Below are 24,827 nucleotides of genomic sequence, written 5' to 3' on the forward strand. Positions count from 1 at the left end.
TGAGTTCGGAAGTTAGACCCAGGTTGCACGAAAAACGAATGGTCAGGTCGCGGGTGTAGCGGCCACGAACACGGCTCGGTGGGCGGCTCGCCGTACTTATAGTTCTTGTGGTGCCTGCGCGGCGGGTGCGGCGACGGATCAAGGAGCGAATCGGATGACTGCGGTGGCTGAGCGGGTGGCGATCCTCGGTAGCGCGGAGGCCATCGAGGCGGCTGCCCGACTCAGTGCCGACTTCGCTGCCGGTGCCGCCGACCGTGATCGGGACAAAGTGCTGCCGCACACCCAGATCGCTCAACTCGCCGCCAGCGGTCTGCTGGCGATCACGGTGCCCGCCGAACTCGGCGGCGCCGATCTGCCGGCATCCGTGGTCGCCGAGGTGATTCGGTTGATCTCCTGGGGCGATCCGAACATCGGGCAGATTCCGCACAGCCACTTCGTGTTCGTCAACCAGCTACGGCTGCAGGGCACGTCCGCGCAGCAAGCACGCATTCTGCCGGACTTGTTGAGTGGCAAGACCATTGGTAACGCACAATCCGAACGCGGAACCAAACACGTCCGGGATTTCACCACGACGTTGCGTCGCGACGGATCCGGGTGGCGCCTGAACGGTACCAAGTTCTATTGCACCGGAGCACTTTTCGCCGACTGGATACCGACCCTTGCGCACCTCGGTGAGGATGGGCCGCTGCGCGTGGCGTGGGTACCGCGCACCGCCGACGGCGTCGAGATCACCGACGACTGGGATGCGCTGGGCCAGCGGACCACCGCCAGCGGCACCGTCACCCTCACCGACGTCGCGGTGACCGACGACCTCATCACCGACTTCGCCGCCACCTTCGACCGACCGACCACCTATGGCGCCTATGCGCAGTTGCTGCATTCGGCGATCGACGCCGGCATCGCTCGCGCCGCGCTCGACGACGCCGCACGGTTCGTCACCACCAAGAGCCGCCCACATCCCGACGCCGAGGTCGACCGCGCCGCCGACGACCCGCTCGTGGTGCATGCCTTCGGGGAGATGGAACTGGCCGTGCGCGGCGCCGAAGCACTGCTCGCCGACGCCGGGCGCGCCGTCGACCACGCCAACACCCAACTGGACGAGCAGACCGCCGCGAACGCAAACCTGGCCGTGGCCGCCGCACGTGCCGCGACCACCAAGACCTCGGTGGAGGTCGCGAGCCGACTCTTCGAGGTGGCGGGCACCCGATCGGCCGTGGCCAAGGACAACCTGGACCGGCACTGGCGCAACGCCCGCACCCACACCCTGCATGACCCGGCCGCCTGGAAGATCCAGCACCTCGGCCGCTGGGCGGTCGACCGAACCCTGCCACCCCGCACCGGACAACTCTGAGAAGAATAGGACCGACCCGTAATGAGCGCCTTGAAGTTTCACTGGTTTCTTCCGACCAACGGTGGGGACAGCCGCAACGTGGTCGGCGGAGGACACGGCGTCGACGCCGGTGCGGCCGCCCGCCCCGCCAACGTGCCCTACCTCGGGCAGATCGCCCGCAGTGCAGAGCAACTCGGCTTCGACGCGGCGCTGACCCCGACCGGCGCGTGGTGTGAAGATGCGTGGATCACCACCGCGATGATCAACAGCCTCTCCGAACGGCTGAAGTTCCTCGTCGCCTTCCGTCCAGGCGCCGTCGCGCCGTTCCTCGCTGCCCAGATGGCCGGTACGTTCCAGAACCTCTCGGGCGGAAGGCTTCTCCTCAATGTGGTCACCGGCGGCGAGGATCACGAGCAGCAGATGTTCGGTGACTTCACCACCAAGGACGAGCGTTACGCCCGCGCCGACGACTTCCTGGAGATCGTGCGTCGCCTCTGGACGGGCGAGACCGTCAACTACGAGGGCCACTATCTCACTGCAAAAGATGCGACACTGCAACAAATCCCGGACCCGCTGCCGCAGATCTACTTCGGCGGATCGTCCCCGGCCGGCATCGCGGTGGCCGCCAAGCACGCCGACGTCTACCTCACCTGGGGGGAGCCGCCGGAGGCGGTCGCCGACAAACTCGACCGTGTCCGCAAGGCAGCCGCCGACTTCGGGCGCGAACTGACCTTCGGCATCCGCCTGCACACCATCGCCCGACCGACCTCCGACGAGGCGTGGGCCGAGGCGAATCGGATGCTGGCCAACATCTCCGAGGATGAGATCGCCCGCATCCAGGAGGGCCTCAAACGATCCGCCTCTGAGGGACAGCAACGAATGCTCGCCCTCAACAAGGGATCCAAGGACGGACTCGAGATCTACCCCAATCTGTGGGCCGGCGTCGGGCTGGTGCGTGGTGGAGCAGGCACGGCGATGGTCGGGTCCTATACCGAGATCGCCGACCTCATCGAGGCGTACCACATCGTCGGGATCGACGAGTTCGTGCTGTCGGGGTATCCGCACCTGGAAGAGGCCTACTGGTTCGGTGAGGGTGTGCTGCCGGAACTGACGCGCCGCGGATTGTGGGAGCATCCGGCCCCGACGACCGGGCGGGTCGGAGTACCGTTCGGTGCCGGCTCCGGTGGTCGCGCATGACCTCCGTCGCCGTGGTCGTCGGCAACCCGAAACCCGCCAGCCGAACCCTCACCGCTGCAACCTATGTCGCGACACAACTGGTCGACGCCGCACCAGATCTGATCGTCGATCTCGCGACGCTCGGACCGGCGGTGCTCGACTGGGCGGACCCGGAGGTCGGAGACCTGGTCACCAAAGTCGGTGCTGCCGACCTCGTCGTGGTCGCGAGTCCCACCTACAAGGCGGCCTATACCGGACTGCTGAAGATCTTCCTCGACCGCTTCGCCGGCGGCACCGGATTATCCGGCGTGGCAATCCCATTCATGGTCGGCGGCAGCCCGGCACATTCGTTGGCACCCGAACACACGCTACGCCCGGTGCTCACCGAGATCGGCGGCGTCGTACCCGGCCGCGCGCTTTACATCGTCGACTCGGCCTACGACGACCCGGCGGCCTACGCCGACTGGCTGGCCGCCACCAAACCATCGGTCACCGCACTCCTGAAAGCACGCTCATGACACAGTTCACCACCAACCAGGATCTGGATCCGGCCAGGCTGCGCACCGCTTTTGGGGTCTTCCCGACAGGTGTGGTTGCGGTCGCCGCCGAGGTCGACGGAACACTGACCGGACTGGCGGCCAGCTCGTTCACCAGCGTCAGCCTCGACCCGCCGCTGGTGTCGTTCTCGGTCGCCGTCGGCTCGAAGACGTGGCCTGATCTGCGCCGTGCCGGACATCTCGGCGTCACCATCCTGGCCGATCACCACGGCGACGTGTGTAGGCAGCTCGCCGGACCGGTCCAGCAGCGATTCGACGGTGTGGCCGTCAGCGCCTCCGACGACGGAGCGGTCACCCTCGACGAGGGCATCGCACAGTTCGACTGCACCATCTACCGTGAGGTCGAAGCGGGCGATCACATCATCGTGCTGCTTCGGCTGCACGCCGTCGAGCACCCAGAATTCGGCAGCCCGTTGATCTTTCACCGCAGTGGATTTGGGCGGTTGGTGGCCGCTGTCACCTCGAACCCGTAACGTCGGCAATCGCTTCCAGAAACGCATCGACCTCGTCGGGCGTGGTGGCAAAGCTACACATCCACCGCACGAGATTCGGTGAGCCGGGCCAACTGTGGAACGCGGCGTACTTGCGCAGCCTGTCGGCGACACCGTCGGGCAGCTCGGCGAAGACCGCGTTCGCATCGGTCGGCTGGGCGAAGGCGACGTCCCGGATCGCACCGAAAGTCAGCCCGGCCTCGATACCGGTCCGAAGCCGCTGGGCCATGTCGTTGGCGTGCCGAGCATTTCGGAGGTAGAGGTCGTCGTCGAGGAGTGCGAGCAGTTGCGCGGAGATGAACCGCATCTTCGACGCCAACTGCATGTCGAACTTGCGGAGGTACGGCAAGCCCTGTGCCGCACCCGGATTGAGGACAACCACCGCCTCCGCGCACATCGCGCCGTTCTTGGTGCCGCCGAAGCTGAGGACGTCGATCCCGACTTCGCGGGTACACGTCTGCAGGGGGAGGCCAAGCGAAGCAGCAGCATTGGAGATTCGGGAACCGTCCATGTGTACCGTCATGCCCAGGGCGTGGACATGCTCGCACACGGCAGCCAACTCCTCCGGTGTGTAGACGGTGCCGAACTCGGTGGTTTGCGTGAGCGATACGACCGCCGGCTGGGAGCGGTGTTCGTCGCCCCATCCCCATGCCTCACGGTCGATGAGGTCGGGAGTGAGCTTGCCGTCGGGAGTCGGGACGCCCAGCATCTTGATGCCGGCGACCTTCTCCGGTGCGCCACCCTCGTCGGTGTTGATGTGCGCCACCGCCGAGGTGATGACCGCACCCCAACGGGGCAGCATGGATTGCAGAGCAACAACATTGGCGGCCGTGCCGTTGAACACCGGGAAGATCTCGGTGCCCTCGCCGAACTGACGAATCGCGGCGGCCCGGAGACGTTCGGTGGTCGAATCCCCGCCGTACGCCGGTTGATAGCCGTCGTTCGCTGCGCTGATCGCGGTGAGCACGTCGGCGTGCACGCCCGCATGGTTGTCCGAGCTGAAGTCCAGGGTCGTGACGGTCATGCTGCCCCAGCGTAGTCTGCGCCGACGACTTCCCTGGTCAGCCGGTGACGATGCCGGCAACGAGATTGATGGTGGTCGCGAGGATGACCGCGCCGAACACATACGACAGCAGGCAGTGTCGCAGGGCGATGGCCCGGATCTTGGGGTCGGAGACGTCGGTGTCCGACACCTGATACGTCATGCCCAGGTTGTAGCTGAAGTAGAAGAAGTCGCGGAACGTGGGCGTTTCCGTCGAATTGAAGTCGATGCCGCCGGGCGGCTCGTCGTCGAAGTACAGGTAGGCGTAACGCACGGCGTACATCAGATGAAGGCATCCCCAGGCCGCGAAGACACCGGCGAGCGCGAGGGTGGCGGGCAACCAGCCCGCACGGGACCCGCCCTCGACGAGGAGCGCGACGATGCCGCCGAGAGCCGCGAGTGCAGCGATCACAACGATCAGTTCGTCGGTACGCGGTTCATAGCCTTCGCGTCGAGCGCGTTCGCGGGTCTCCTCACCGGTCATCGGCCACAGACCGGTCCAGCCCAACACGAGAAATGTTGCGCCGGTGACGACGATCGCCGCGAGCACACCGAGCCCGGGGTCGGTGGCGACGACGCCGACGATGACTCCGATGACGACGCCGACGATCAGGGAGAGCAGCGCTCGGAGTGGAGCGGTATGGGGGAGCAGGCGCATCTCGTCATTGTGCGCCGCGATGAGCTCGCTGTAAGGGAGCCAGGACATGCGCGTATGCCCCGCCACCGGGTGTGGTGGCGGGGTCGGAGTTCGTCGAAGGGTCAGGTCGTCGGCGGTGTCAGGTCCACTGCGTTGACGGCCCAGCCCGAAGCGATCAGCCGTGGGACTCGACGTCGTTGTTCCGGCCTGGTCGGTGGTCCGGTCGATACTTTGGGTTCGGTTGTGCTCGACCGGTTCTCGTGGGTGGGGGTGTTGGCGCGTCGCGCGGCCAGGCGGCGGGCGAAGTCGTGGGCGACGATGCCGGTGCGGTTGACCCGCGCCGGGCCCGGCCCATCACGGCCGTTGCGTGCCCAGGCGGGCCGCCCGGCGTCGGGTCCGTCTTTGATGATGTGAGTCGACCACTGCCCGGGCTGATCCCCGACCATCCGATTGTGTTTCGGGCACGCTCCGGCGAGGTCGATGATGTCGGTCAACCCACCATCGGCCCAATCCTTTTCCGCATGATGGACCTCAAGGTGAGTGAACGGCTGACTACACCCCGGACACGTGCACACCGCCCCATCGCGGGCCAGCAGCATCATGCGCTGGGCTTGATTCGCCAACCGGTGACCGTCCCCCAGATACAGTGGCTCGGCGCTGTGGCCGGCGAAGACCGCGAGGTGCGGGTGGGCGTCGGCGGCGAGTTCGATGACATCGGAGATCGGTAGTAGATCCCCACCCGCGGTCGTCGCGACCCCAGCCCGCTCCCGCAACGCGGTTTCGCTGATGGTGACGATCAGGTGCGGCGGCAAACCCCGATGACTCTTGCCCAGCAGTCCTCCGTCGGCCACGGCCTTCAACAAGGCATGCAGCGCATCGTGATTGCGTTGGGCCTGGGTACGGAAATCGGTTCTGGCGGCAGCCTTCACCGCCTCAGGGTCGGCGTCGTCTTTGTTGCCGCGCGGGGAGTCCGGATTATCCGGCATATTCATCCCGGGAGCCGCCCACGCGTCGAGCACCAGTCGCAGCAGCGCGGTCGTGGCCGGGTCGAGCCGCCCTTCGAGGGTGGCCATCAACTGGGCGTCCTGCTTGGACAGGTACAGCGAGCGTTGTCGTCGTCGGTCTTTGTCGTCGGTGAGGGTGCCATCGGGATCGAGACGCGCCAACAAGTCGGCGCCGAGCACCTTGAGTTCTTGCGGCATGAACGAGCGGGCATGCTCGGCCATCTCGGCCTCGGCCGCCGCACGTACCTCGGGGTCCACCACGCCGGGAATCTTGGCCAGGATGTCGATGACGGTGATCGCGTGATCGGGGCCGATCACCCCGTCGGCCAACGCGGCGGCCAGGTTCGGGCACTTCGGTGCCAGTAGTTCCCCGGTCAGCGAGTACATCGGCATCAGATGAAACATCAGTTTGCGACGCCGTCCGGGGTCGGTGATGCGTAGGGCAAACGCCATGAAGTCGTTGATCGACCGGTAGCCCTCCAAGCCGGCCACGCCGCGGTCGTTGCATTCCATCACCCGCTGCAGTCCGAGGTAACTCATGCGTCGGGCACTGCGTTCGTGGGCTTCGGCCGCGGCGATGGTGTCCTGATAGGAGTCGGTGGTCGCGTTGTGGGCGGCGATCCGATCCAACACTTCGTCGAGTTCACCGTAGAGCGAGACCGCTGTCTCACCGACGTTGGTGCTGGTCATCGAGCCTCACCCCCCGTGGTCTCGAACTGATGTTCGAAAGTCTACGCCGATGACGCAGTGAGGGCAAGGGAAAATAGGACTTATCTTGTCTGGATCAGCACGCCAGGATTGAGAATCCTTGCCGGGTCGAGGGCTTCCTTCGCTGCCTCCAACGCGGCCGCGAAGGGGTCGGGCCGCTGCCTGTCGTACCAGGGGCGATGATCGCGGCCGACCGCGTGATGGTGGGTGATGGTGCCGCCGTTCGCGGAAAGCGCCTCGGACACCGCCGATTTGATCTCATCCCACTGCGCCAGGGTCGAGCCCCAGCGGCCGGGCGCGTAGATGCTGTAGTACGGGGCGGGTCCGTCGGGATAGACGTGGGTGAAGCGGCAGGTCACCACACCGGTGCCGCAGACCCGCTGCACCGCGTCGGTGGCCGCCGCGGTCACCGCGCGGTGCAGAGCATCGAAACCGTCCCAGGTGCAAGCGGTTTCAAAGGTCTCGACGATCATGCTGCGTCGTGCCAGAGCATCCCGCTGGTAGGGCATGCGGATGAACGACGAGCGCCACGCGGTCGATGAATCGCCCTCGTTGCCCTGCCCCTCCCGGTCCCGCCGGGACAGCACTCGACCGCCCTGCTCGACGGCGATCTCCACCGCGCGATCGATCCATGCACGCACCGGATGGTCGGCCGACTCGAACGCGAGAATCAGTACACCACCGGGGGATTCGGCGCCCGCGTTGAGGAATGCTTCGGCCGGGTCGAGGAGACGGCAATTGGACGGATACAGACCGGCTTGCGCGACCATTCTGGTCGCCTGGACCGCCGATGGGTAGTCGTTGAAGCCGAGCGTCACGGTGATCCCGTGTCGGGGCCGCTCCTGCAGTCGCATCCACGCCTCGGTGATCACACCCAGCGTGCCTTCGGAGCCGAGGAACAACCGATCCGGCGACGGGCCGGCGCCGCTACCCGGCAGCCGACGGGACTCGCTGATTCCCGCCGGGGTGACCGCGCGGATCGACTCGGTGAGGTCGTCGATGTGGGTGTACAGCGTGGCGAAATGGCCACCGGCGCGGGTCGCGAGCCAGCCGCCGAGCGTCGAGAACTCGAACGACTGCGGGAAGTGACGCAGCGTTAATCCGGACGGTCGCAGCTGGTCCTCGAGGTGCGGTCCCAACGTGCCGGCCTGAATGCGGGCGGCGCGGCTGACGTCGTCGATCTCGAGGACCCGGTTGAGGTGCTCGAGATCGAGAGTGATGGCCGGGCCGTCGAATCGCGGCTCGACGCCGCCGACCACCGAACTGCCGCCGCCGTACGGGATGCAGGCGATGTCTGCGGTGGCGCACCAGTCGAGGATGTCGACGATGTCCTGCTCGGTCGTCGGCCGCGCGACGAGATCGGGTACGTGGGTGACGTCGCCCTCGAGATTGCGCACCACATCGCGAAATGCCTTGCCTCGCGCATGGGAGAGGCGATCAGCAACCTCGTCGGAGATGAGCTCGGCGAGGACGTCCGGTGGCTGCACCCGGGGACGGGGCACGTCGAGGTCGTCCGGGCTGGGTGGCGGGTGATCGGTGAAGTCGTGGTCGGGCATCAAGGCGGCCACTCGGCCCACCACGGTGTCGACTTCGGCGGCGGTCAGGGCGGCTTCGTCGGAACCCCATCCCCACCAACTGCGTGACGTCATTGTCGCGACCCCTCCCGTTGTCGTTTCCCGAGATGCTACGGAAAGTGCTCGGCCGGGAGTAGAAACGAAGGATGACCGACACCGCCGTCATCGAGATCAGTCGTGCACACAATCCGTTCGGCCAGGAAGGTGTCGTCCGCGACGACACCGGCGCGCCGCGGTACGCGAATCTCCCCGCGACCCTCATCGACATCCTGCGCGAGCACGCCACGACAGCCCCGAACGACGAGGCCGTCGTCGAACTCGGTGGTCGTCGACTCACCTACGGCGAACTGTGGGATGCCGCGGCACGGGTGGCCGGTGGGCTCCGGGCCGACGGTGTCCAGTACGGCGACCGTGTCGCCATCCGCTATCCGGCCGGCATGGACTGGGCGTTGGCGTTCTGGGGCACCGTGCTCGCCGGCGGTGTGGTGGTCGCCGTCAACACGCGGATGGCCGATCCCGAGGTGTCCTTCGTGCTCACCGATGCCGTGGTCACCGTCGACCTCGCGCTGGGGACCCCGCTGCCGGACGGTGAACCCTTTGTGGTGGAAGGGATCACCGCCGACGACGTCGCGGCGTTCTTCTACACCTCGGGGACCACCGGCCGACCCAAGGGTGTGCCGACGACGCACGAGGCGTTTGTCACCAACGCGGAGAACATGGTTCGCTGCTCCGGCATCCCGCGGGACGCCGGACCGGAGATGCGGACGCTGATCTCGGTGCCGCTGTTCCACGTCACTGGCTGCAACTCGCAGTTCCTGGTCGCCGCGTATGTCGGTGGCACATCGGTGATCATGCCGACCCTCGACGTCGCCGGACTGGTCGACGTGCTCGTCACCGAGAAGATCGGGTACATGGTGACCGTGCCGGCCGTCTACAGCCTGTTGCTGCGCAATCCCGCGTTCGCCCACGCGGACGTCTCCGGGGTGCGGTCGGTCGGTTACGGCGGCGCGCCGATCGCGCCGTCCCTGGTACAGCAACTCCAGGCGGCCTTCCCGCAGGCAACGGTCATGAACGGCTACGGGATGACCGAATCCGCTTCCCTCATCACCGTTTTGCCGCACGCGGATGCCGTCGACCACGCCGACTCGGTCGGCTACGCCGTGCCGTCAGTGGACATCGGCGTCGTGCCGATCTCCGACGACCCGGGCATCGGTGAACTCGTCGTCCGCGGCGGCAACATCACCGCCGGTTATTGGGACCGTCCAGAAGCCAACGCCACCACCATCATCGACGGATGGCTGCACACCGGCGACGTCGTCCGCGTCGACGACGCCGGCCGCGTCCACATCGTCGACCGCATCAAGGACATCATCAACCGCGGCGGCGAGAACGTGTCGAGCATCGAGGTGGAAGCCGTGCTGCTGGCGGCGCCCGGTGTGGTCGACGCCGCGGTGATCCCCGTGCCCGACGATGTGATGGGGGAGAAGGTCGGGGCGATTCTGGTGTCCGAGTCGGGTGAACTCGATCTGGACGCCGTGCTCGAGCACTGCCGAATCAACCTGGCCGACTACAAGGTGCCCCAGTTTGCCGTCATCTCTGGAGAAGCGTTGCCGCGCAATGCCGGTGGGAAGCTGTTGAAGAACCGGATTCGGGACGAGGTCAGTTGGGGAGACCCGCTGCGGTAGATCCGGTTGCTGCCGCAGTTCTTCCCCCGGCCGCATAAAGACTCTCCGGTTGCAGTAGGGGGACGGTCACGGAGGCGGGGGAGGAACTCGTCAATGTTTGGTGCGGCGACTGCCGCCATGCCAATCCTCCTGTACCCCGACATCATCGACGTCCACCCCGAAGGATTTCAGCTGCGGCTTCTCCCGCAGGCTGCGTTTGAGTTCGGCGAACCCGGGGAAGCTTGCGAGCCCGATCACGTGATCCCACAATGCAACTGCGTCGTCGTCGCTGGGTAGCCTGCTGATCACCGGACCGAAGAACGCAACACCCTCGGGTGGTTGGAAGTGGATGATCGGCGTGCCGACGTCGCGGCCGGTGAGGGCCAGCGCCTCATCGGTTTCGTGTTGGATCTCGTCGTCGAAGCCTGTGTCGTCGAGCGCGGCCACGTGGTGCGACGGCAAGCCGAGCTCGTCGAGGATTTCGCCGACGAACGTCGCGGTGCCGCGGTAGTCGTGGTCGTCCCGCATGTAGGTGCCGGAATGGGTCTCGAAGATGCGCGTGCCGCAGGCTGCGTAGAAGGCGTTCATCGGCTCTCGCCCGTGCTCGCGTCGCACACTCGCCGCCACGCGCAACAGTCGCAGGCCAGCGGTGTGCCCGGCCTCGTACTCCGGCGGAAAATGCGAGTCATAGTCGATGTGCGCGTTGAGGAGTCGTAGCGAGATGAACCGCCAGTCGACGTCGTAGTCGCGCTGCGCCTGTACCTTCCGCACCCACTTGCTGGTCATCCAGGCGAACGGGCACACCGGATCGAAGTAGAAGTTGATGTCGGCCATAGCAGATGACGATATCGCGCTGGGGTTTCGTGCGGAGCCCGTCCACGTGGCTGCTCGCCGTGATCCGTGGGCATACATTTCCGAGGACCCGCTGGCGGATGCGTGGGGCCTCGACGTGATCGTGTCGCCTCGGCCAAAACCTGCGCATGCTCGGATCCAGACAAGTCTCTTGATGCAGTTGGTCGATCAGGTACCCGACGGTTTCGAAGTGTTGCCGGAAGTGGACGTCGTCATAGACGCGCGCACCCCCGCGACGGTCCGCGCCCCTGACGTGATCATCCGACGCACCGCAGCAGATGACGCCACGATCACGCCCGACCAGGTGGTGCTCGCCGTCGAGATCATTTCACCCGGGTCGCGACGGACCGACCGGGTCACCAAACGCAGCGAGTACGCCGAGGTCGGCATCGCACACTACTGGATCGTCGACGAACAGCGCACGCTCACCGAACTGACCCTCACCCCGCACGGCTACGAGGCGACGACCCACGTCGGGAGCCGATCACGGCGACGCCCTGGCCGTTGCGCGTCGGTCTCACCCGCTGACTTTTCTGACATCAGCCACACGTCTCCGCACTACTCGTGCGCACAGTGCACACGAGCAGTGCGGAGACCTGTGGCTCATGCTGCGCTCACAGCGCCGGACAGCTCGTCGGCCACGCCACCGATTGATCGGGACAACACTGTGACGATTGGTGCAGCTGAAGGCGATAAGGTCACCAAAATCGGACATTAACGACGGATTTCGTCGTAGCTGTTGCGATTCATTGCGGAATCCCGCATCATCAATCCAGAAGTTGTGATGCAAGCCACGCGCCCGCGTGACGTAGTCACGCCGCCCGCGTCACCCGAGGTGATACCCCAACCGAGAACCCGACTCCATCGCAGACGCATCAGATACAAAACCAATGAGGACACAATGACGACTCTTGACGTACGACAACCCGCGACGGGTGACCTGGCCGCGAAAGCGGACCGCCACCTCTGGGGACACTTCGCCCGGCACGGTGCCGGGATCACCCCGCCCATCATCACCCGCGGTGAGGGCGTCCGAATCTTCGACGACCAGGGCAAAAGCTATATCGACGGGCTGTCGGGCCTGTTCGTTGTGCAGGTCGGGCACGGCCGCGCCGAACTCGCCGAGGCGGCCGCCAAGCAGGCCGAAACCCTCTCCTTCTTCCCACTGTGGTCCTACGCCACGCCGCCGGCGATCGAACTCGCCGAACGCATCGCCTCCTACGCCCCGGGCGACCTCAACCGCGTCTTCTTCACCACCGGCGGCGGCGAGGCCGTCGAGAGCGCGTGGAAGCTGGCCAAGCAGTACTTCAAGCTGAAGGGCAAGCCCGGCAAATTCAAGGTCATCTCCCGGGCCATCGCCTACCACGGCACCCCGCAGGGCGCCCTGGCGATCACCGGCCTGCCCGACTTCAAGAAGCCGTTCGAGCCGCTCACCCCGGGCGGGTTCCGCGTGCCGAACACCAACTTCTACCGCGCGCCCGAAGCCTACGGCTCAGACCCCGAGGCGTTCGGCCGCTACTGCGCCGACCGCATCGCCGAGGCCATCGAGTTCGAGGGCCCCGACACTGTCGCCGCCGTCTTCCTCGAGCCGGTCCAGAACGCCGGCGGCTGCTTCCCGCCGCCGCCCGGCTACTTCCAGCGCGTCCGCGAGATCTGCGACGAATACGACGTGCTGCTGGTGTCCGACGAGGTCATCTGCGCCTACGGCCGCATCGGTTCGATGTTCGCCTGCGACGATTTCGGTTACGTCCCGGACATGATCACCTGCGCCAAGGGCCTGACGTCGGGCTATTCGCCGCTCGGTGCCATGATCGCCAGCGACAAGCTGTTCGAACCCTTCAACGACGGCAGCACCACCTTCGCTCACGGCTACACCTTCGGGGGGCATCCGGTGTCGTCGGCGGTCGCGTTGGCCAACCTCGACATCTTCGAACGCGAGGGCATCAACGATCACGTCAAGGAGACCGCCCCGGCCTTCCGCGCGACCCTCGAGAAGCTCTATGAGCTGCCGATTGTCGGCGACGTCCGCGGCGAGGGCTTCTTCTACGGCATCGAGCTCGTCAAGGACCGCGACACCAAGGAGACGTTCAACGACGAGGAATCCGAGCGTCTGCTCCGTGGTTTCCTGACTCCCGCGCTGTGGGAGGCCGGACTGTACTGCCGCGCCGACGACCGGGGAGACCCGGTTGTGCAGTTGGCCCCGCCGCTGGTCTGCGGTCACGCCGAATTCGACGAGATCTACCAGATCCTGCACAACGTCCTCGGCGAGGCCAGCCGACGACTCTGATCCCGCACGCTGCGGCGGCAACCGACGTCACCATTGCGATATCGGTTGCCGCCGAGGCGGTTCCACCAGCATCCCGTTAGGAACGATAGGAACCATGACCCAGACGTCAGGAACCTCGGCTCATCTGAGCAGATCACTCGGCCTCTGGGCCATCGTCGGCCTCGGCCTCGGGTACATGACCCCGATGACCGTGTTCGACACCTTCGGCATCGTCTCCGGCGAAACCAACGGTGTTGTGCCACTTGCCTACATCTTCGCTCTGGTGGCGATGGTGTTCACCGCCATCAGCTATGGCCGGATGACCCGCGTCTATCCCTCCGCCGGCTCGGCCTACACCTACTCGTCGGAGACCATCCACCCGAACTTCGGTTTCCTCGTCGGCTGGTCGTCACTGCTCGACTACCTGCTGCTCCCGATGGTCAACGCAGTCATCGCCCGCATCTACTTCGAGTCGTTCTTCCCCAGCGCCCCGTCGTGGGTGTTCGTGGTGATCTACGTCGTCGGTATCACCGCACTGAATTACGTGAGTATGAAAGGCACATCGCGGCTCAACGGCATCCTCGTGGTGTTCCAGGTCGTGCTCATCGGGGCGTTCGTGGTGCTCGGCATCCTGGCGCTCAAGGACGGCACCGGCCAGGGCACCCTCTTCACGATGGAACCGCTGCATCATGCCGGAGTCAACCTGCAACCGGTGATCGCCGGCGCCACCGTGGTGTGCTTCTCCTTCATCGGATTCGACGCCATCACCATGTACGCCGAGGAAGCCAAGTCTCCCGACGTGGTGCCGAAAGCCATTGTGCTGGCCCTGATCATCGGTGGCGCCATCTTCTTCATCGGAGCCTGGGTCAGCCAGGCCCTGTGGCCCACCCTCGACGGCTTCGAGGTCACCGACGACACGCTCCCGGAGATCGCGTACAAGGTCGGCGGCATGGTGTTCAAGGTGTTCTTCGTGTCGGCGGCGCTCGCGGCCGTCGTCGCCTCCAGCCTCGCGTCGCATGCCAGCGTGTCCCGGATGATCTACGTCATGGGCCGAAATGGCAAGGGGCGCTTCTCCCGATTCCTCTCGCATGTGCATCCGCGCTTCTTCACCCCGGCGCATGCGGTGGTCATCGTCGGTGTCGTGTCGCTGCTCGCAGTGAAGTTCACCCTCGAGTTCGTGTCGTCGATGATCAACTTCGGTGCGCTGATTGCATTCACCGTGGTCAACCTGACCGTCATCATCTATTTCGCCCTGCGGCTCAAGCAACGTCGGACGCCGAAAGAGATCGCCACCAACATCGTGCTGCCGGCCATCGGCATGCTCCTGACCGGTGTGCTGTGGATCAATCTGCACTTCGACGCACTGCTCTACGGCGCGATCTGGCTGGCTGTCGGCATCGTCGTGCTGCTGGTGATCACCCGCGGGTTCCGGGAACCGCTGACCATGCGGATCGAGGAAGAGACCTTGGCCGAGGAGGGAACTCCAGTGCGGCACATCCAGCATGGTGCGGAATGACCGATCCCGGCGAAGGCGAACCTGAACGGAGACAACCGATGAAGCTGATGGTGGCCTACGTGGCGACGCCGGGCGGCGCCGACGCGGTGGCGCTCGGCGTGCGACTCGCCCGCACCCTCGACGCCGAGCTCGAAATCTGCGTCGTAATGAAGCGGGAACCGGCCGATACGGTCGCCCCGATGGAGTTCTTCTCCGAGGAACTCACCGCCCATGCGAACGAATGGGTCGCCGAGGCGTTGGCCGAGGTGCCCGAAGACGTGACGGCCACCGCGCATGTGGCCGTTCATGATTCAATCGCCGGTGGGCTGATCGAGGAATGCGGTCGGACCGACGCGGTTGCGTTGATCGTCGGCGGCAGTGGTGGCGGACTCATGGGTGGCCTGAGCCTGGGGTCGGTGGTCAACGAACTCCTGCACTCATCCCCGGTACCGGTCTTGTTGGCGCCGGGCGGGATTCGGCATTCGTCGGTAGCGACAGTCACCGGAATAACCTGTGCCGTCGGCGAACTGCCGGGTGCTCGGGCGCTTCTCGACACCGCCGCTCGGGCATGTGCCCGGGGACGGTTGCCGTTGCGGGTGGTGTCGTTGGTCGCCGTGGACGCTGATCGCCGGCGGGGTGATCAGACGGAGGTTCGCGAACGCGCCCGCGCACATGCCGAGAAGGCGATGAAGCTGGTGGAGGCCGAAGTCCCCGATACGGTGTCAGTCACCACCGCGGTGGCGGAAGGACGGACCATCGAGGATGCGGTGAACGCCCTCGAGTGGCGCGACGGCGAGATCATCCTGGTGGGATCGAGCCGTCTCGCGGCCCCGCAACGTTTGTTCCTCGGCTCCACCGCCGCGAAGATGATGCGCGTGCTGGCGGTGCCGATGGCGGTTGTGCCGAAGGATATGGGGCGCTGACCCATTGCCGATGGTGCTCCTGACGATGAGGAGTCTGGCAGACGCAACACCTTTCGCCATCCACAAGTGCCGCGTCAACGTCTTCTGACCACAGGCGTTGTGTTGTCTACGGGGTGTGCCTACCCGACCACAGCACCGGATCTTCCTGTGCCGAAGGCAGTTCCAATCCAAGTTCGGCCAGATGAGGCAGGACGCGATCGAGGGCGGAGTTCAGATCGGCCAGCCGCCGGTCGTCGAGGGCGTCGAAGACCAGCCGACGCGCCTCGTCGGCGTGCCGCGGGGCGGCAGTCCGCACGATATCCATACCGGCCTCGGTCAGACGGACCGACACCGCGCGGCGATCTGCCTCATCGACACTCTTGACTCGCGCCACCCATCCGCGACGCTCCATCGTGGTCACCGCGTGCGAGAGACGACTCTGCTCGGCGTGGGAAAGCACCGCGAGGCGCCGCATCCCCAGGGTCCGTTGGGGTGCCTCCGACAGTCGGAACAGGACCATGTACTGCGAATGAGTGAGCCCGCTGTCGGCCCGTAGCTGGGTGTCGAGTGCGTCGTCGAGCAACATCGACACGGTGAGCAAGCCACGGAAGGCCCGCTGTTGATCCGGTGTCAGCGCCACCTGGCCAGAGTATCAAGTTATTGAACTTTCATGAAAATGGTCGTATTCTGGTTCGCGGAGCATGAAAGTTCATGCACATGCAGCGACGACGAAGGACTCTCGATGTATTCTCAGACCCCGGCCACCGTCATGCCGATGGCGTTCATCGGTCACGGCAGTCCGATGAACGCCATCGAACGCAACGACTACACCCATGCATGGGAACGGTTCGGCAAGTCGGTACCCCGGCCCCGCGCCATCCTGATGATCAGCGCGCACTGGTACATCAATGCGACCGCGGTCACCGCGATGGCCGCGCCCCGCACCATCCACGACTTCTACGGATTTCCCCGTGAACTCTTCGAATTCGACTATCCGGCACCGGGTTTGCCAGACCTCGCGGCGGAGGTCGCGGAGACCGTCAAACCCACCTGGCTGGGCAGCGATCTCGACAGCTGGGGAATCGACCACGGTGCCTGGTCGGTGCTCGCGCACGCTTTCCCGGATGCCGACGTCCCGGTCGTGCAGCTGAGCATCAACGGTGAGCGTGACCTCGAGTACCACTTCGACCTCGGGGCTCGTCTGGCGCCGCTGCGCGAATCCGGTGTGTTGATCGTGGGCAGCGGCAACATCGTCCACAATCTACGAGCCATCGACCCGGCGCAACCGAGCAGTGGGTTCACCTGGGCGCAGCGCTTCGACGACGACGCCCGCGCGTTGATGATCGACAATCCGGCCGATTACGTGTCGCTGGCCGGCCACCCTGACTACGCGAAAGCCGTTCCGACGCCGGATCATTTCCTGCCGTCGGTCTATCTGGCGGGAATGCTGGCAGCGACGCGGACCGCGGCACCCGACGTGCTCGTGGACGGCTGCTCGTTCGGGTCGTTGTCGATGACGTCCTACGCGGTGGGCGCTGACACCGCGATGCCCGCCACTACCTGAAGATCGGGTGTACGCGGGGTTCGATCGTGCGTGGTCGACTGCGCAGGTGGATTCGCGGTTCTACCCAACTGATGCGGTGCGGCCGTCGGTGTTCCGGTGCACCGGGCATCCGGGAGCGAAGGTGCCCAGCTTGTCGACGTCGAAGCCGTTGGGGTAACTGCGGATTCGTGGCATGTCGCGGACCAGGCGAGGTTTGCGTCGGGACGGGAGAACGGCGACCACTCGGGCGCGCGCCTTGAGACCGGCGATCGACGCCCATCGCGCGAACCGTCCGGGTTTGCGGTAGTGAAATGCGTTGAGTAGCGGCGGGTCCATCAACGATCGGCTGAAGATGTCGATCACCGGTGCCACCGGCCCGGGGTAGAAGGTCGTCATCAGGTGCAGCGTGGAGTCGGCGACTCGGCGGGCGCCCTCGTCGTAGGCAAAGTTGGCCTGTTCGTAGTCGTCCATGAACCGGGCGAAGGCTTCATAGGTCTCCGGGATGTCCGTGATGCCCATGTGCTTGCCGAGCATCTGGTAGTAGCGCACCGACGCGCGAACCTCCTCGTATGACATTCGGCGCCAGCCGAAGTCGTCGATCCACCGTTTGGGGACCACCACAAAGGTACTCAGCACGTAGCGCATGTCGTCGTTGCTGATGTCGTACATGCGGTGCATTTGATTGATCCGGCGCACGGCTGACCGTCCCTGCGGGCTGGAAATGCCCTCGAGGAGCGGGATTTCCAAGAGCAGGCCGGTGTCGTCGTAGCGCTTCTGCACGCGGCCGGTGAACTCGCCGGTCGCGTCGAGCAGTCGACCGATGCTCGGCACCGCATAGGTGCGGAACAGGGCGAAGCTCAGTGATTGGTTCATATCCCACGGGAAGTCGTAGGTGACCAGGTTGCGGTAGATCACCTCGAAATCGGTGTCAGGGTCGAGTCCACTGTTGCGATCGATGCTGTACATGCGCCCTCCTCGGTGCGATCTAGATCGACTGTAAGTGGACTTACACTTTTGTGCAAGGGGTCACACCCGGCAGTGGTGTGGTGCCTGGTCAGGCGTCGGGGGAGGCGGGTGCGCCGAGCTCGTCGAGCGGCCCGACGACGCTCTCGACGAAGGTGCGAAAGCCCAGGTCAAGAGCTTCGTAGGAGCGCAGGGTGCCGCTCTCGTAGCCGACCAGCAGGTACATCGAGATCGTCGCGTAGAGCTCGGCGCGTGGGTCGTCGCCGAGGATGTCGCGGTAGGTCTCGGCGATGAAATCCCGGCGTTCCAGGTCGACGGCCTGCTGATGTGCCCGCACCTCGGCATCCTGGGCGGCCCAGATGCGGATCGCGGATTCGGAATCGTGGGGCAGGGTCAGGCCGATGTCCATCAACACCTTGATCCGGTCACCGGGGTCCGTCACCTTGCGGGCCTCGGCGATCGGGCGCTGACTCTTCTCCGCACGCCAATAGGCGATGAGTGCCGAGGTGAACTCGGCCCAGTTCTCGAAGGCGTGATAAAAGCTGCCGGTGGTCGCGTCGGCCCGGGCGCAGACCGCGGCCAGCTTGAGCGCGCCGTACCCGTCCTGGGCCAGAACGGTCAGACCGGCCTCGAGGAACCGCACACGCGCATGCCGTGTCGGTGTGGATCTGCGTTCCCGCGCCATGGTTGGTCATCGTAGTGGCCCGGCGTGGCAGCCGGAGCAGGGATGGGTGGGTCGGTCACACCAACGGTCGACCCAACCGGAAGCGGATGCGGGTGTCGAGGAGTAGGGCGCGAAAGCCCAACTGGGAGAGGAACAGTGGCAGCCGTCGTTCCCGGTCGACCAATCGCCCGACGTAGCCGTCGAACCAGTGCTGATCGTCGTCGGACCACTCGACGCCGAGTGCATCCCGAAACGGTTGGGGCAGATAGCCTATGGTGCGGCGATACTTGACCGCGCCGTACTTCTCCTGCATGCGCGGCGACGCGTAGCCGAAGTGGGCGATGTTGAGCAGGAACTCCCGAATCTCATCGCTGATCTCGATGCGCGCCACCTGGTCGTCCCAATAGGCGGTGAAGTCGTCGCGGGTCGCCGGCCACATCTCGGCGGGCATCTGAAGTATTGTGCCACAAACCATTCCCTGCCGATAGAACTCCTCACGAGCCGCTCCGCGCAGGGGGCCGTGGACGCGTTCGTAGATGTCCTCCCACCCCATGTACAGGCATGCGGCGACCCAGAGTTGGAGGTCGGTGCGCATGGCGTTGTAGGCGACCGGACTGTCGTCGTCGGAACGAACCTGCACGTGCTGACGGTTGACCGCTTGGCGGAACCGGCGACGATCATCAGCGTTGCCCATCGCGGCAACCGCCAGATACGACGCGGTCGTCCGAGCCCGCTTGACCGGATGCAGATCCAGCCGGCCGCTGTCGACGGTACTGCGCGCAACGCCGTACCCCACAGCGGGATTGGCGAGCTGCATGATCACATTCGTGGTGCTCATCGTGGTGCCCATGGAGAGCAGCGACTTCGCGAAGAAGCTGCTGTCGATGTGGTCGAGGTCGGTGCGGGACATACGTCGAGCGGTGGTCATGGTCGTCTCCGTCGTGGAGCGGGCGGGCTTGCCGTCAATCTGAATACGGGCGTATTCAGATTGCGGTTCAGTTAAGCATGACCTTTGGTGTCGCGCTTGTCAACGGTCCATCAATCCGCCGGGTGTGGCATCTCCGCGTCAGTAACAGGTCGTGCGAGCGGTCAGCGTGCCGCTGCCAGTTCGAGAATGCTGATCTCCGGCGGCGCGGCAACCCGCACCGGCGGTCCCCACGCCCCGGCGCCGCGGGTGGTGTAGATCGTCGTGTTGCCGATGTGATCGAGTCCTTCGACGGTTGGCTGTTGCAGCGGCACGAGATAGCGCAGCGGCCAGATTTGTCCGGCGTGGGTGTGCCCCGACATCTGGAAGTCGACGCCGGCATCCGACGCACCTTCGGCCTGGAGGGGTTCGTGCGCGGCCAGCATCACGAACCGGGTCGGGTCCCGCCCGGCGAGCGCCTTGGCGAGATCGGGTGCATAGGGTTCCGGCGCGGTGCGGTCCTGAATGCCGGTCAGGTCGATGGTCGAGCCGTTGCGCTGGAGTGCGACACGCTCGTTGAGCAACGGCCGGATCCCGAGTTCCCGCCAGCGATCGAACCAGTGCCCGCCGTCGTCGGCGTAGAACTCGTGGTTGCCGCTGACGGCGAACACCCCGAGGGGTGCGGATAACCCGCGCAGTGGCTCGAGATCGTCTCCAACGAGCGCGACTGTTCCGTCGATCAGGTCGCCGGGCAGCACGATCAGGTCGGGGGACTGGGCCATCACCGTATTGACGACGTCTTGGGTGAACCCGCGGTCGCGTACGGGGCCGACGTGGAGGTCGGAGATCACCGCGACGCGCATACCGTCGAAACCCTCTGGGAGGCGGTCGAACTGAACCTGACTGGTGGTCACCTTCGGGTCGGCTGCTTCGGTCAGTCCGTAGCCGACTGTACCGAGCGAACCGACCACCAGGATGGCGGTCGATACCCGTAGTGCGGCCAGTCGCCGCCGCGCGAACACCGCGTCATCGGAGGGCCGGAGTCGATGCACCAGCCGCGCGATCAACGACGCGCCGCCGATCAGGATGATGCCGAGCGAGAGATAGAGGCCGACCGCCATCCACGTCATGCCAATCGCGGCGGGGAACCGCGCCCACGCCGGATTCAGGAGGCTCCCCGACGCGAAGGCGATGAGTACCAGCGCCCAGAGCGCGATGAGGATGGCCGCACCGATCCATGACCACGGGCGCGGAATCGCCGTCGCCCGGATCAGCCGTCGGTAGAACCAGAAGGTGATCAGGCCGAGGACGAGGGCGGGGACGACGGCAAACACATGCTCCACGATAGGCGGCGTCGGGCGGGGATCAGTGATCGGACGGCGACCGGATTGGTCGGCGCCGGCGCCGCGTGATCAGTGCACCTACCGCGACCGCCACCCAGACCGCGGCGATCGCCAGGGCCAGCCCCAGACCGAACGGGCGGTCGAGGATGGTGGCGTTGTCGGGTCGTTCGCCTGCCGGCCGCGGCAGTAGGACGGGCAACGACAACAACACCAGGACCACGGTGTACGCGATGCCGATGAGGATCGGGCGGGCCCAGCGTGGTGGCAGGATGCGTCGGATCGCTTGGGAAGCGACGAGTCCCGCGGGCGCGAACAGTGCGTCGTGGACGGCGAGACCGAGCACGAGCCAGATCGCGACGGACACGAGGTCGGCGATCGAGAAATGCAGGATCATCCAGGCGCCGTAGCCGCACGCGATGACCCCGGCGGCGATGAGCAGGACGCGAACGGTGCGCATCATCAGAGCACCTCTATCCGGCTGACCCACTTGGTCTGCATCACCCCGGGCAGATTCGGTGCGATCAACCGACACGGATACCCGTGGTCCAGATCGAGCTCGGAACCGTTGAGCTCCAACGCGAGCAGCGTGAGTGGATCGGTCGACTGCGCGGCGGGGAGCTGACTGATCGCGTACAGGCCGCGTTCCAGCGAGATCACCCTGATGCCGTCCTCTCCCGAATCTCCCACCAGAGCAGCGAGATCCCGAATGCGGACACCGGACCAGGCGGCGCCGACACTCCATCCCTCGACGCACGCGATGGGTAGGTCGACGCCGTGCCGAGGCAACGCGCGCAGGTCGTCGAGCGTCAGCCGACGCGTGACGCGACGTCCGACCACCGTGAGTTGATAGCCCGGGTCGGCCGCCGTCCGGGTCACCCCGGCCGCTTGCGCGGTCCGATTGATCGGAAGTCCCTGCGGCCCAGTGCCACTGCGTGGCGCGAGGAAGGCGATCGGCCGCAGGAACGCCACGGTTTGCCCGGCGAACGCGAGCGCGGCCACTCCGGCGGCACCCCAGGTGAGGCGTAGCAGGGTGCGTCGCTCGATCCCCACCCGCGGTGGAGGTAGACGACGCAGTAACCTCTGTGCCGCATCCGGATTCGCGGCTGGGGGAGGGGTCGTCGGGCGTTGCAGAGCATCGCGGATGATCGGGAGCTTCACCGCCACGTGCACGGCCAGCGCGCCGATCACCACGTAGGCCATCGCGTAGTGAGTGGTGGTGAAGAAGAACTTCCACGGATACCACTGCGCGATGTTCAGCAGGCCGGTCAACAGTTGAAAGATGCTCGCCGACACCAGGACCGCTATCGACAGACGTTCCAATCCGCGCACCGGCGACCCGATCAGCGGCCGGTCGAAGAGCTTCGGGTACACCACCGCGAGTTTGGCGAGCAGCAGCGGTATCGACACCACGCCGGAGATGACATGTACGCCCTGGGTGACCCGATAGAGCCAGACGGGGTGAGCCACCCACGCAAACCACGTGGGCGGGTGTTGAATCCAGTGACTGAGCAGCCCAGTGGCGAAACAGATCCCGAACGTCACCGCCAGCGTCAGCCCGATCCGGGCGGTCACCCGGGAGTCCCGGATGCCGGCATCGGTGTCGGACGCGCTCGCGGTGTCGGTCATGGACGGACCAGCTCCGCGACGTGACGATCGGCCACCTGCCAGGTCGTGCCGACGATCAATCCGGACTCGTGGGCGATGTCCTCGATACCCAGGAGACCTACTCGTGCCCAGCCGAACCAGTCGCCGAGTCCGGCAACCGATTCCACTCGCACGGTGTCGTGTTCAACATGCTCGACGTCGGGATCGATCTCGACCAGAATCGAACCGCCACGACGAATGAGTCGACGCGCACGCTGGATCACGCGGAGCGGGTCGTCGCCGATCCCGATGTTGCCGTCGATGAGGAGTGCGGTGGACCAGTGTCCCTCCCGTGGTAACGGGTCGAAGATGTCGCGATGCAGTATTGCGGTGCCGTGGTGTTCGGCGATGGTCACGGCCACCTGGGACCGGTCGACACCGAGCGCGACCACGTTCCGGGCGGCGAGAGCACGCACGAGGCGTCCCGGGCCGCAACCGAGATCGATGGTGGCGCTGCGGCATCGGGCGACGACCTCGAGGTCGAAGGCACGCTCGGCGCCGGTATGGTCCTCGCCGCGCCAGCGCGCGAGGGGCAGCATGCGCACCGATCCGTCGGCGTGATGCAGCATGCAGCGGTCGGCGGCGAACACCGCATCGAACACATCGGTCATCCGGTGCGCCGTACTCATCGCAGCACCGTGGTTGCCGGGGCCAGCGCCGTTACCGCGCGCACGAATTCGCTGTCCGGGGCGCACAGCCGGGCGACGTCGTCGACGTCGCCGGGCAGATCGACGTCGGTCATGGTGGCCAGGTCATCCACCCGGAGCCCGGATCGGCGCAGCGCCGCGCGTGTCCGCCGACCCGTATCGGGTTGGGACATGGGCACGGTCGCCAGCGCGGCGGCGCCGCGGGCGCCCGTTGTGCCGAATGCCCACCAGCCGCCGTCGGCCGCATCGCCGAGGACACATCGTGGCGCGTCGGGGTCCAAGCGGTTCAGGGCCTCGTCGAGGTTGGTGGCGGTGATCTGGGGCGTATCCATCCCGATCTGCAATACCCGGTCGAATCCCATTGCCGCAGCGTCGGAATGGGCGTTGGCAAGGCGGGCGCCGAAACCGCCGCCACGCTGTCCGATGGTCACACATCGCGACAGTAGCGAACCAAGCTCGTCAGCGCGTTCGGCCCCGGTGAGATCACCGGTGTAGCTGACGATCACCTCGGTGTGCGGTACACGCAGTGCGGCGGTGACGGTGTCGATGAGTGCCGCGGCCGCCAGGCGCGCCGCGCCGCGCGGACCGAACCGGGGTGCGAGGCGGGTCTTGGCCAGGCCGGCGACCGGCGCCTTGGCGATGATCAGGATGGCTCTCGTCACGATAGCGCCGCCACGAAATCGCGTGCGGCGCGGTAGGACCCGGCCAGGGACCCGGACACCTTGGACTGGCCCGCGGTGCGCGGGGAGTACCGCACGTCGCATTCGACCACCGACAGCCGCCGTTCGGCGGCACGCACCAGCAGTTCCACCGGGTACCCGGACTCCGGGTCGAGACGCCCCAGCTCGAGCAGGGTCGATCGGGCGGCGACACGCACCGGGCCGATGTCGTGCACCGGTAGGCCGTGCCGGTGGCGCAGATACCATGCCGTACCCAGGGATCCGAGGCGCGCATGCACCGGCCAGCTCCGCACCGATACCGGGCGTCGTCGGCCCACGACGAGATCGGCGCCCTTGTCGAGGTGAGCGAGGAGGGTCGGCAACTCGGCGGGGTCGAGGGAGCCATCACCATCGACGGTGCAGATGACGTCGGCGGTACTGGCGGCGATGCCCGCGATCACCGCGGCGCCGTACCCGGGGCGCGGCTCGTCGATGACGCGTGCACCCGACGCGGCCGCGACCTCACCGGTGCCGTCGATGGAGCCGTTGTCGACCACGATGCACTCCATGCCTGCCGGCACGCGGGAGACCACCGCGGCGATGGACCCGGCTTCGTCGCGGCACGGGATCACCACCGAAACATGTTTGGCTGTCATGATTTCCGACGCTAGGCGCCGATCCGCTGTTCGGGAAGGCATGCGGCGGTGACGGAAGTGTGACGTCCCGGTCATATCCATCGATGTGGGCACCGATCCGCAATAC

General features: G+C 66.0%; 25 protein-coding genes. 10 read left to right on the top strand and 15 right to left on the bottom strand.

The genetic code is table 11. The features are described 5' to 3' along the window. Window positions 1-154 precede the first annotated feature (154 nt). Genes AAFP30_RS25675 through AAFP30_RS25690 form a run of 4 tightly spaced genes read left to right on the top strand, consistent with a single transcriptional unit; the run spans window position 155 to window position 3,536 of the window. Entirely contained in the window at window positions 155-1,351 is a 1,197-nt protein-coding gene (locus AAFP30_RS25675; RefSeq protein WP_419232878.1) for an SfnB family sulfur acquisition oxidoreductase, read from the top strand. 21 nt (window positions 1,352-1,372) lie between these two features. After that, a complete protein-coding gene (locus AAFP30_RS25680; RefSeq protein WP_419232879.1) occupies window positions 1,373-2,527 on the top strand; it encodes an LLM class flavin-dependent oxidoreductase in 1,155 nt (384 codons plus the stop codon). After that, window positions 2,524-3,024 (top strand): NADPH-dependent FMN reductase, encoded by a 501-nt coding sequence (locus AAFP30_RS25685; protein ID WP_419232880.1) that lies wholly within the window; start codon window positions 2,524-2,526, stop codon window positions 3,022-3,024. Before AAFP30_RS25680 ends, AAFP30_RS25685 begins: the two co-directional genes overlap by 4 nt. Continuing rightward, on the top strand, window positions 3,021-3,536 hold the full coding sequence (locus AAFP30_RS25690) for a flavin reductase family protein (RefSeq protein WP_419232881.1): 516 nt from the start codon (window positions 3,021-3,023) through the stop codon (window positions 3,534-3,536). Before AAFP30_RS25685 ends, AAFP30_RS25690 begins: the two co-directional genes overlap by 4 nt. Here the strand turns inward: AAFP30_RS25690 and AAFP30_RS25695 are convergent. From AAFP30_RS25695 to AAFP30_RS25710, 4 genes are all read right to left on the bottom strand, one after another. Continuing rightward, window positions 3,520-4,578 (bottom strand): threonine aldolase family protein, encoded by a 1,059-nt coding sequence (locus AAFP30_RS25695; protein WP_419232882.1) that lies wholly within the window; start codon window positions 4,576-4,578, stop codon window positions 3,520-3,522. The genes AAFP30_RS25690 and AAFP30_RS25695 overlap by 17 nt on opposite strands. A 37-nt stretch (window positions 4,579-4,615) precedes the next feature. After that, window positions 4,616-5,254, bottom strand: a complete 639-nt coding sequence (locus AAFP30_RS25700) for a DUF1345 domain-containing protein (protein WP_419232958.1) — start codon at window positions 5,252-5,254, stop codon at window positions 4,616-4,618. A 101-nt stretch (window positions 5,255-5,355) separates the two neighbouring features. Further along, window positions 5,356-6,927: a DUF222 domain-containing protein gene (locus AAFP30_RS25705; RefSeq protein WP_419232883.1), complete on the bottom strand. Its 1,572-nt coding sequence runs from the start codon at window positions 6,925-6,927 to the stop codon at window positions 5,356-5,358. Between the two features lie 80 nt (window positions 6,928-7,007). Next, the gene (locus AAFP30_RS25710; RefSeq protein ID WP_419232884.1) at window positions 7,008-8,594 is read right to left on the bottom strand and encodes an FAD-binding oxidoreductase; all 1,587 of its coding nucleotides are present in this window, start codon (window positions 8,592-8,594) and stop codon (window positions 7,008-7,010) included. A gap of 71 nt (window positions 8,595-8,665) precedes the next feature. Here AAFP30_RS25710 and AAFP30_RS25715 point away from each other — a divergent pair, with 71 nt between their 5' ends. Then, a complete protein-coding gene (locus AAFP30_RS25715; protein WP_419232885.1) occupies window positions 8,666-10,204 on the top strand; it encodes a class I adenylate-forming enzyme family protein in 1,539 nt (512 codons plus the stop codon). A gap of 90 nt (window positions 10,205-10,294) precedes the next feature. Here the strand turns inward: AAFP30_RS25715 and AAFP30_RS25720 are convergent, their stop codons facing one another. Continuing rightward, on the bottom strand, window positions 10,295-11,017 hold the full coding sequence (locus AAFP30_RS25720) for a hypothetical protein (protein ID WP_419232886.1): 723 nt from the start codon (window positions 11,015-11,017) through the stop codon (window positions 10,295-10,297). A 172-nt stretch (window positions 11,018-11,189) separates the two neighbouring features. Here AAFP30_RS25720 and AAFP30_RS25725 point away from each other — a divergent pair, with 172 nt between their 5' ends. The 4 genes from AAFP30_RS25725 to AAFP30_RS25740 all read left to right on the top strand — a co-directional run bounded on the left by AAFP30_RS25725 (window position 11,190) and on the right by AAFP30_RS25740 (window position 15,719). Continuing rightward, entirely contained in the window at window positions 11,190-11,753 is a 564-nt protein-coding gene (locus tag AAFP30_RS25725) for a Uma2 family endonuclease (RefSeq protein ID WP_419232887.1), read from the top strand. Between the two features lie 183 nt (window positions 11,754-11,936). After that, window positions 11,937-13,322, top strand: a complete 1,386-nt coding sequence (locus AAFP30_RS25730) for an aspartate aminotransferase family protein (protein WP_419232888.1) — start codon at window positions 11,937-11,939, stop codon at window positions 13,320-13,322. 94 nt (window positions 13,323-13,416) lie between these two features. Beyond that, entirely contained in the window at window positions 13,417-14,817 is a 1,401-nt protein-coding gene (locus AAFP30_RS25735; protein ID WP_419232889.1) for an APC family permease, read from the top strand. A 38-nt stretch (window positions 14,818-14,855) separates the two neighbouring features. Next, the gene (locus AAFP30_RS25740; RefSeq protein WP_419232890.1) at window positions 14,856-15,719 is read left to right on the top strand and encodes a universal stress protein; all 864 of its coding nucleotides are present in this window, start codon (window positions 14,856-14,858) and stop codon (window positions 15,717-15,719) included. A gap of 106 nt (window positions 15,720-15,825) precedes the next feature. Here the strand turns inward: AAFP30_RS25740 and AAFP30_RS25745 are convergent, their stop codons facing one another. Continuing rightward, a complete protein-coding gene (locus AAFP30_RS25745; RefSeq protein ID WP_419232891.1) occupies window positions 15,826-16,338 on the bottom strand; it encodes a MarR family winged helix-turn-helix transcriptional regulator in 513 nt (170 codons plus the stop codon). Between the two features lie 129 nt (window positions 16,339-16,467). On the opposite strand from AAFP30_RS25745, the gene ygiD reads away from it, so the two are divergent. Continuing rightward, entirely contained in the window at window positions 16,468-17,262 is a 795-nt protein-coding gene (gene ygiD, locus AAFP30_RS25750) for a 4,5-DOPA dioxygenase extradiol (protein ID WP_419232959.1), read from the top strand. Between the two features lie 60 nt (window positions 17,263-17,322). Here ygiD and AAFP30_RS25755 read toward each other — a convergent pair whose 3' ends face one another. The 9 genes from AAFP30_RS25755 to AAFP30_RS25795 form a co-directional block, all read right to left on the bottom strand. Continuing rightward, a complete protein-coding gene (locus AAFP30_RS25755) occupies window positions 17,323-18,207 on the bottom strand; it encodes an oxygenase MpaB family protein (RefSeq protein ID WP_419232892.1) in 885 nt (294 codons plus the stop codon). A gap of 88 nt (window positions 18,208-18,295) precedes the next feature. Further along, entirely contained in the window at window positions 18,296-18,889 is a 594-nt protein-coding gene (locus AAFP30_RS25760; protein ID WP_419232893.1) for a TetR/AcrR family transcriptional regulator, read from the bottom strand. A 55-nt stretch (window positions 18,890-18,944) separates the two neighbouring features. After that, the gene (locus tag AAFP30_RS25765; protein ID WP_419232894.1) at window positions 18,945-19,796 is read right to left on the bottom strand and encodes an oxygenase MpaB family protein; all 852 of its coding nucleotides are present in this window, start codon (window positions 19,794-19,796) and stop codon (window positions 18,945-18,947) included. A gap of 161 nt (window positions 19,797-19,957) precedes the next feature. After that, complete coding sequence (locus AAFP30_RS25770) at window positions 19,958-21,106, bottom strand: metallophosphoesterase (RefSeq protein ID WP_419232895.1); 1,149 nt, start codon at window positions 21,104-21,106, stop codon at window positions 19,958-19,960. A gap of 31 nt (window positions 21,107-21,137) precedes the next feature. Continuing rightward, window positions 21,138-21,575, bottom strand: a complete 438-nt coding sequence (locus AAFP30_RS25775) for a hypothetical protein (RefSeq protein WP_419232896.1) — start codon at window positions 21,573-21,575, stop codon at window positions 21,138-21,140. Continuing rightward, window positions 21,575-22,741, bottom strand: coding sequence for a molybdopterin-dependent oxidoreductase (locus tag AAFP30_RS25780; RefSeq protein ID WP_419232897.1), 1,167 nt, complete (start codon window positions 22,739-22,741; stop codon window positions 21,575-21,577). Before AAFP30_RS25780 ends, AAFP30_RS25775 begins: the two co-directional genes overlap by 1 nt. Continuing rightward, window positions 22,738-23,388, bottom strand: coding sequence for a class I SAM-dependent methyltransferase (locus AAFP30_RS25785; RefSeq protein ID WP_419232898.1), 651 nt, complete (start codon window positions 23,386-23,388; stop codon window positions 22,738-22,740). Before AAFP30_RS25785 ends, AAFP30_RS25780 begins: the two co-directional genes overlap by 4 nt. Next, complete coding sequence (locus AAFP30_RS25790) at window positions 23,385-24,068, bottom strand: TIGR04282 family arsenosugar biosynthesis glycosyltransferase (protein WP_419232899.1); 684 nt, start codon at window positions 24,066-24,068, stop codon at window positions 23,385-23,387. The genes AAFP30_RS25785 and AAFP30_RS25790 overlap by 4 nt, the downstream gene beginning before the upstream one ends. Next, window positions 24,065-24,721 carry a glycosyltransferase family 2 protein gene (locus AAFP30_RS25795; RefSeq protein ID WP_419232900.1) on the bottom strand — a complete coding sequence of 219 codons (657 nt, stop codon included), beginning with the start codon at window positions 24,719-24,721 and terminating at the stop codon, window positions 24,065-24,067. Before AAFP30_RS25795 ends, AAFP30_RS25790 begins: the two co-directional genes overlap by 4 nt. Window positions 24,722-24,827: the final 106 nt, after the last annotated feature.

The sequence above is a fragment of the Gordonia sp. CPCC 205515 genome (genome assembly GCF_048537925.1).
GTDB lineage: Bacteria > Actinomycetota > Actinomycetes > Mycobacteriales > Mycobacteriaceae > Gordonia.